6 protein-coding genes and 1 pseudogene are annotated in these 7,451 nt (G+C 52.1%); 3 read left to right on the forward strand and 4 right to left on the reverse strand.

All coding sequences use genetic code 11. The annotated features are described in order from the left end of the window. Window positions 1–31: 31 nt before the first annotated feature. Window positions 32–1,525 carry an IS91-like element ISCR2 family transposase gene (locus FJM67_RS16510; RefSeq protein WP_001120888.1) on the forward strand — a complete coding sequence of 498 codons (1,494 nt, stop codon included), beginning with the start codon at window positions 32–34 and terminating at the stop codon, window positions 1,523–1,525. A 378-nt stretch (window positions 1,526–1,903) separates the two neighbouring features. Here FJM67_RS16510 and tet(59) read toward each other — a convergent pair whose 3' ends face one another. Further along, window positions 1,904–3,106, reverse strand: a complete 1,203-nt coding sequence (gene tet(59) / locus FJM67_RS16525) for a tetracycline efflux MFS transporter Tet(59) (protein WP_001031679.1) — start codon at window positions 3,104–3,106, stop codon at window positions 1,904–1,906. An 80-nt stretch (window positions 3,107–3,186) separates the two neighbouring features. Between tet(59) and tetR the strand changes: the two genes are divergently transcribed. Together tetR and FJM67_RS16535 are read left to right on the forward strand one after the other, a co-directional pair. Continuing rightward, on the forward strand, window positions 3,187–3,789 hold the full coding sequence (gene tetR / locus FJM67_RS16530; protein WP_000113092.1) for a tetracycline resistance transcriptional repressor TetR: 603 nt from the start codon (window positions 3,187–3,189) through the stop codon (window positions 3,787–3,789). A 178-nt stretch (window positions 3,790–3,967) separates the two neighbouring features. Further along, window positions 3,968–4,372 (forward strand): annotated as a pseudogene (locus FJM67_RS16535) (IS91 family transposase); the annotation flags it as partial. Window positions 4,373–4,478: 106 nt separating this feature from the next. On the opposite strand, the gene FJM67_RS16540 reads toward FJM67_RS16535, so the two are convergent. The 3 genes from FJM67_RS16540 to sul2 are packed head-to-tail and all read right to left on the reverse strand — an operon-like array spanning window position 4,479 to window position 6,994. Further along, a complete protein-coding gene (locus FJM67_RS16540; RefSeq protein WP_000480968.1) occupies window positions 4,479–5,315 on the reverse strand; it encodes an aminoglycoside O-phosphotransferase APH(6)-Id in 837 nt (278 codons plus the stop codon). After that, complete coding sequence (gene aph(3'')-Ib / locus FJM67_RS16545) at window positions 5,315–6,118, reverse strand: aminoglycoside O-phosphotransferase APH(3'')-Ib (RefSeq protein WP_001082319.1); 804 nt, start codon at window positions 6,116–6,118, stop codon at window positions 5,315–5,317. Before aph(3'')-Ib ends, FJM67_RS16540 begins: the two co-directional genes overlap by 1 nt. Before the next feature lie 60 nt (window positions 6,119–6,178). Further along, window positions 6,179–6,994 carry a sulfonamide-resistant dihydropteroate synthase Sul2 gene (gene sul2 / locus FJM67_RS16550; protein ID WP_001043260.1) on the reverse strand — a complete coding sequence of 272 codons (816 nt, stop codon included), beginning with the start codon at window positions 6,992–6,994 and terminating at the stop codon, window positions 6,179–6,181. Between the last annotated feature and the right edge of the window lie 457 nt (window positions 6,995–7,451).

The raw sequence follows: 7,451 nt of genomic DNA on the forward strand, positions 1-7,451 counted from the left end.
ATGTAAACACAGTATTGCAAGGACGCGGAACATGCCTCATGTGGCGGCCAGGACGGCCAGCCGGGATCGGGATACTGGTCGTTACCAGAGCCACCGACCCGAGCAAACCCTTCTCTATCAGATCGTTGACGAGTATTACCCGGCATTCGCTGCGCTTATGGCAGAGCAGGGAAAGGAATTGCCGGGCTATGTGCAACGGGAATTTGAAGAATTTCTCCAATGCGGGCGGCTGGAGCATGGCTTTCTACGGGTTCGCTGCGAGTCTTGCCACGCCGAGCACCTGGTCGCTTTCAGCTGTAAGCGTCGCGGTTTCTGCCCGAGCTGTGGGGCGCGGCGGATGGCCGAAAGTGCCGCCTTGCTGGTTGATGAAGTACTGCCTGAACAACCCATGCGTCAGTGGGTGTTGAGCTTCCCGTTTCAGCTGCGTTTCCTGTTTGCCAGCCGGCCCGAGATCATGGGGTGGGTGCTGGGCATCGTTTACCGCGTCATTGCCACGCACCTGGTCAAGAAAGCGGGCCATACCCACCAAGTGGCCAAGACGGGCGCGGTCACCCTGATCCAGCGTTTTGGATCGGCGCTCAATCTGAATGTTCACTTCCACATGCTGTTTCTCGACGGTGTGTATGTCGAGCAATCCCACGGCTCAGCGCGTTTCCGCTGGGTCAAGGCGCCGACCAGCCCAGAGCTCACCCAGCTGACGCACACCATCGCCCACCGGGTGGGTCGCTATCTGGAACGGCAAGGCCTGCTGGAACGGGATGTCGAAAACAGCTATCTGGCCTCGGATGCGGTGGATGACGACCCGATGACACCCCTGCTGGGGCACTCGATCACTTACCGTATCGCTGTCGGTTCACAGGCGGGGCGAAAGGTGTTCACTTTGCAAACTCTGCCGACCAGTGGTGATCCGTTCGGTGACGGGATTGGCAAGGTAGCCGGGTCCAGCCTGCACGCCGGCGTGGCGGCCAGGGCCGATGAACGCAAGAAGCTCGAACGGCTGTGCCGGTACATCAGCCGCCCGGCGGTATCCGAGAAGCGGCTGTCGTTAACACGAGGCGGCAACGTGCGCTACCAGCTCAAGACGCCGTACCGGGACGGCACCACGCACGTCATTTTCGAACCATTGGATTTCATTGCAAGGCTGGCCGCCCTGGTACCGAAGCCCAGAGTCAACCTAACCCGCTTCCACGGGGTGTTCGCACCCAACAGTCGGCACCGGGCGTTGGTCACGCCGGCAAAACGGGGCAGGGGCAACAAGGTCAGGGTGGCTGATGAACCGGCAACACCAGCACAACGGCGAGCGTCGATGACATGGGCGCAACGGCTCAAGCGTGTTTTCAATATCGACATCGAGACCTGCAGCGGCTGCGGCGGCGCCATGAAAGTCATCGCCTGCATTGAAGACCCTATAGTGATCAAGCAGATCCTTGATCACCTGAAGCACAAAGCCGAAACCAGCGGGACCAGGGCGTTACCCGAAAGCCGGGCGCCACCGGCTGAGCTGCTCCTGGGTCTGTTTGACTGACGAGCCTGAAGGTCAACGATACCAATCAAAATGCTGCGTTCACAGCGCCGCGGCAGGGATCCGCCGTGCTGGTTGTCGGAAAAGGAGCCGCTAGTGGGAAAGAGGAGGGTAAATTTTCAGCGTTGCTGGCTCCCCGTCAGCCGGATTGGGTTGCATCGCAGGGGTGTCGAAAGAGTCAACTGCGGTCCAAAGCTGTTGGACTTGGGTGAAAAGGGCGTTTATTCTTCCTATACGTTCATTAGGTCATCTAGCCTTTCTTCCGCAGGTTTTGTTCTTGGTTTTTTAGGGGGTAATGTCATAGGGTTTGTCTCTTAATATCTTGTGCTAAAAGCAAATCTGATAGGGGTATCATAGCACTTAATATTGATATGCTAAAACTTAGCTCGCTGGTAGCTTCGCTATTTTAACTATCTTTTTGGTGCTTCTATAAAAAGATAAAATAAATACAATCAATAAAACATACATTATCGCACCAATCATCCATATCCAGCCATCCCAACTTGCCAGTGTTTGACCAAAAATAAAGCTAAATAATAATGGGCCGATCACCCCCGTCGTATTGGTTAAGCTGACTAGAACGCCTTGTAGCTTACCTTGGTTAGTTTGATTGACTTGAGCTGACATTAACCCCTGTAAGGCTGGTAGCGCAATACTGCCGCCGGCGAGTAAGATTAATGTAGGGTAAATCATCCAACCCTTTGTCAATAATGACAAAATAATGAATGCTGCTCCATCAACAACAAAGCCCACAATAATCGTCACTTTTTCATTGAATTTCTTGGCGATTGCGCCCGCTACAAATGCTTGGAACAAGGCATGCATGATGCCTAACCCCGCTAAAGATAGGCCGATCTCCATACTGCCCCATTGAAAACGATGTTCCGTAAATAACACCCATGTCGTTGCTGGAATTTGCCCTATCATTTGAGTCATAAAAAAGATAAATAACAATAGTATGACTGGCTTGATCACTTGCAGGAAAGGTCGCGAATTTTCTGCTGTTTCTGTGGTGTTTTTTTCAGTATTTTTGATTTTATTATCTTTAAATATCAACATAATAACTAAAAAAGAGAGCGCATTTAAAATGGCAGCAATAATAAAAGGAAGATGAGCTGAGAATTGCCCTGTAAAGCCGCCAATTGCAGGGCCAGAGATTAACCCGACACCAAAAGCCGCCCCTAAGCGTCCAAACCACTTAGTACGCTCTTGTGAAGCAGTATTGTCAGCAATAACAGAAGCGGCGACCGCACCTGTTGCGCCAGTAACTCCAGAAATTAATCGCCCAACGTATAGCATCCAAAGTGAGCTAGATAATGCAAGCAAAGTGTAATCCACAGCAGCGCCTGCAAGAGATAGTAGTAATATTGGTCGGCGCCCGAATTTATCAGACCATTTGCCAAGTAGAGGAGCAAAAAAAACCTGCATGATGGCATACAGTGCCAGCAGGATACCGTAATGATTTGCTAAATTTTCAGCCGACACGTATTCACGTAACAATGTAGGCAATACAGGCATGATCAAGCCGATCCCCATAGCATCTAGGGCGGTGATCGTTAAAGCGGTGATCGCAAATTTATTCATCGTTTTTTCTCTATCATTGATAGAGTTGGAATATATCCCTATCAGTGATAGAGTGTCAATAGAAAAAAAGAGAGGGCAGTATGGCGCGATTAGATAAAGAAACCATCATCACAGTGGCATTAGAGTTGCTAAATGAAGTGGGAATGGAAGGGCTGACAACGCGAAAACTAGCTCAAAAACTGGGCGTAGAGCAGCCTACACTATATTGGCATGTGAAGAACAAGCGCACATTGTTGGATGCATTATCTGTTGAAATGCTAAAGCGTAATCATCGTCATTCATTACCCGCAGTTGGGGAAACGTGGCAACAATTTTTACGTAATAATGCATTGAGCTTTCGTGATGCATTATTAAGTTACCGTGATGGCGCAAAAGTGCATTTAGGGACTCGCCCGAGTTCAGACCAATATGACACCGTAGAAATGCAGTTGCAGTTTATGGTGGACAATGGTTTTTCATTAAAATGTGGGTTATATGCAATAAGCGCGGTTGGTCATTTTACGTTAGGTTCTGTGTTAGAGCAGCAAGAACATATCGCAGCACTTAATGATAGGCAACAAATAGCAGATGATACGATGCCTCGACTATTAAAAGATGCTTTGCAAATTATGGATCAAGATGATGGCACAGAGGCTTTTTTATTTGGTTTAGAAGCATTGATTAATGGTTTCGAAAAGCAGTGATAAGGTGTCTGTGTTTTTAGGCTCGCACAATAGGGGGGATTTGTGCGAGTGGTGGATTTATTTAGAACATTGTTTTTCAATTTGGCGTTTTTGTTCTACCAATTTTTTAGCTGTTGCCATCGCGAGTTGTTCATCGGCTTGCATTTTTGCTAAACACAGTATTGCAAGGACGCGGAACATGCCTCATGTGGCGGCCAGGACGGCCAGCCGGGATCGGGATACTGGTCGTTACCAGAGCCACCGACCCGAGCAAACCCTTCTCTATCAGATCGTTGACGAGTATTACCCGGCATTCGCTGCGCTTATGGCAGAGCAGGGAAAGGAATTGCCGGGCTATGTGCAACGGGAATTTGAAGAATTTCTCCAATGCGGGCGGCTGGAGCATGGCTTTCTACGGGTTCGCTGCGAGTCTTGCCACGCCGAGCACCTGGTCGCTTTCAGCTGTAAGCGTCGCGGTTTCTGCCCGAGCTGTGGGGCGCGGCGGATGGCCGAAAGTGCCGCCTTGCTGGTTGATGAAGTACTGCCTGAACAACCCATGCGTCAGTGGGTGTTGAGCTTCCCGTTTCAGCTGCGTTTCCTGTTTGGGGTCGTTTGCGGGAAGGGGCGGAATCCTACGCTAAGGCTTTGGCCAGCGATATTCTCCGGTGAGATTGATGTGTTCCCAGGGGATAGGAGAAGTCGCTTGATATCTAGTATGACGTCTGTCGCACCTGCTTGATCGCGGCCGCGATAGCTAGATCGCGTTGCTCCTCTTCTCCATCCGCGTTCCAAGCTGCGGAAAGGCACCCATAAGCGTACGCCTGGTCGAGCAGGCGACGCGGATCGACGTCCAGCGCACGAGAGAATGCGTCCGCCATCTGTGCAATGCGTCTAGGATCGAGACAAAGGTCGTCTCTGTCAGCCGGATCGTAGAACATATTGGCGGCGCCAAAGCCCACTTCACCGACCAGACCGACGGGATCTATCACCAGCCAGCCGCGACTGGAGAACATGATGTTTTCATGATGCAGATCGCCATGTAGCCCACGCAGTTCCGAGGCATTGCTCATCATTTGATCGGCTATAATCGCCGCGTGGACGTAGTCAGTTTGACAACCTGCGTTTTGATCATCGCGCGCCCGCTGAAACAAAGCTGCAAAGCGATCCCGGATCGGGAGAAGGGCAGAAGGCAGGGGTTCCTCAGATGCGGCATACAGCTTCGCCATTAGTTCCGCTGCAATTTCGGTCGCCTGGTAGTCGCCGTGCTCGGCAACGATGTGAGAGAGCATTCGCTCCCCGGCATATTCGAGCAACATCAGATTGTTCTCACGACCGAGCAACCGGACTGCTCCCCTCCCATTGCGCCATACCAGATAGTCGGCCCCGCGCAGTTCATCAGCAATGTCTTCTATAGGTTTCAATCCCTTGACGATTGCAGGAGTCCCGTCTGGCAATGAAACTTTCCAAACGAGGCTGGAAAAGGTGTCCGCAATGAGAACAGGTTGCGAAACGTGCCAATGAGCAGGAAAAACAGGCGGCATGAACATCAACCCCAAGTCAGAGGGTCCAATCGCAGATAGAAGGCAAGGCGTTCGCGGTCGGGGGCTTCGATCCCCAATACATTGAATAGGACAGCGAAGGCGCGCTCTGCTTCATCTGGCGCTGCCCAGTTCTCTTCGGCGTTAGCAATCATGAGTGCCAAATCGGCATAGCGATCTGCTGTTCCGAGCCGCCCAAGGTCGATCAGACCCGTGCATTGAAGAGTTTTAGGGTCCACCATGAAGTTCGGCATGCAGGGATCACCATGGCAAACAACCATATCGGTGCGCTCTTGGTCGAGCCGCACCGGTAGCTCTCGTTCGACACGAGCCAAAAGATCGAGCTGCGGCGTACTCTTGTCCTCGTCCGGTAAGAAGTCGGGATTGACGGCATTGCGGGACACCACATCAACGGCGCGTCCGAACATTCGCGACAGCCTGCGCTCAAACGGACATTGATCAACCGATAGGCTGTGAACAGCGCCAAGTTGCTGCCCCATTGACGGCCACGCTTTGAGCAAATCCGCTCCAGACAGATCAGCCGCCGGTACTCCCGGAATTGCCGTTATCACCAAGCATGCACCCTCCTGTTCCTCCTGCCAGTTGATGACCTCGGGGCAAGCCACACCTCGACCTTTGAGCCAAATGAGGCGGTCACGCTCTCCAGCGAGCTCACCGCGGCGGGAAGCAGGTGCGATTTTCGCGAAGGCATGCCCGTCACCACGTCGAAAAACAAAATCACCAGATTCTCCGCCTCTGACAGGCAACCAGTCAGAATGCGATTCACCAAAAAAAATATTAGTTCGATTCAATGGAGGTTCCTTCAGTTTTCTGATGAAGCGCGAATATAGAGAAATATCCCGAATGTGCAGTTAACGAATTCTTGCGGTTTCTTTCAGCGCCGCCAATACCGCCAGCCCGTCGCGCAAGGGGCGCGGCTCGTGTGTGCGGATGAAGTCAGCTCCACCTGCGGCGGCGGCAAGCTCTGCAGCGAGTGTCGCGGCCCCGACATCCCCCGGACCACGGCCTGTGAGCGCGCGCAGAAAGGATTTGCGCGAAACAGACAGAAGCACCGGCAAATCGAAGCGCAGCCGCAATTCATCGAACCGCGCCAGCACCGAGAGCGAGGTTTCGGGAGCAGCCCCCAGAAAAAACCCCATGCCGGGATCAAGGACAAGGCGGTTGCGTTTGATACCGGCACCCGTCAGCGCCGCGATGCGCGCGTCAAAGAACGCCGCAATGTGATCCATGATGTCGCCAGCGGGTGCCTCGCGCCGATCTGCCTGCCCGTCTTGCACCGAATGCATAACGACGAGTTTGGCAGATGATTTCGCCAATTGCGGATAGAACGCAGCGTCTGGAAAACCGCGAATATCATTGAGATAGGCCACACCACGCGACAAGGCATAGGCTTGCGTCGCGGGTTGATAACTGTCGAGCGAGACGGGAATGCCATCTGCCTTGAGCGCGTCCAGCACCGGCGCGATACGCGCGATTTCTGTGTCGGACGAAACAGGCGCGGCGTCGGGATTGCTGGATGCCGGACCGAGGTCGATCACATCTGCCCCCTCGGCCATCAGCTTACGCGCCTGCGCAATGGCTGCGTCTGGCGCCAGATACCGGCCTCCATCGGAGAAACTGTCCGAGGTTATGTTGACGATGCCGAAAATGATGAGCGATTTATTCATGGGGGCTTCTATAATAATAATAATCGAGCATGAGTCTCATACGGATGCTCGGGTCGAAAGGGAATCCCCAGGCGAGTAACCTGTTTGCGGTGATCCATTAGCTGCAGGAGCAGAATAGCATACATCTGGAAGCAAAGCCAGGAAAGCGGCCTATGGAGCTGTGCGGCAGCGCTCAGTAGGCAATTTTTCAAAATATTGTTAAGCCTTTTCTGAGCATGGTATTTTTCATGGTATTACCAATTAGCAGGAAAATAAGCCATTGAATATAAAAGATAAAAATGTCTTGTTTACAATAGAGTGGGATACAGACACGCTTGATATGTTTGGAGATGGGGTTCTAGGGATTTTCCCCTCTAAAAAGACTTAATCCTCTGTAGACCACACCAATAAATGGCTGCGGAGGTGGGTTACTACTTATAAGTGTGGCAAATTAGGTAAATATCGTACATTTAATACG

Source organism: Maribrevibacterium harenarium, from assembly GCF_006385675.1.
Taxonomy (GTDB): Bacteria; Pseudomonadota; Gammaproteobacteria; order Pseudomonadales; family Marinomonadaceae; genus Marinomonas; species Marinomonas harenarium.

Bases quoted from the DNA above. Each gene is read 5' to 3' on its own strand.
- FJM67_RS16510 (WP_001120888.1), top strand. From the start codon at position 32: ATGCCTCATGTGGCGGCCAGGACGGCCAGCCGGGATCGGGATACTGGT.
- tetR (WP_000113092.1), top strand. From the start codon at position 3,187: ATGGCGCGATTAGATAAAGAAACCATCATCACAGTGGCATTAGAGTTG.
- FJM67_RS16540 (WP_000480968.1), bottom strand. From the start codon at position 5,315: ATGTTCATGCCGCCTGTTTTTCCTGCTCATTGGCACGTTTCGCAACCT.
- sul2 (WP_001043260.1), bottom strand. From the start codon at position 6,994: ATGAATAAATCGCTCATCATTTTCGGCATCGTCAACATAACCTCGGAC.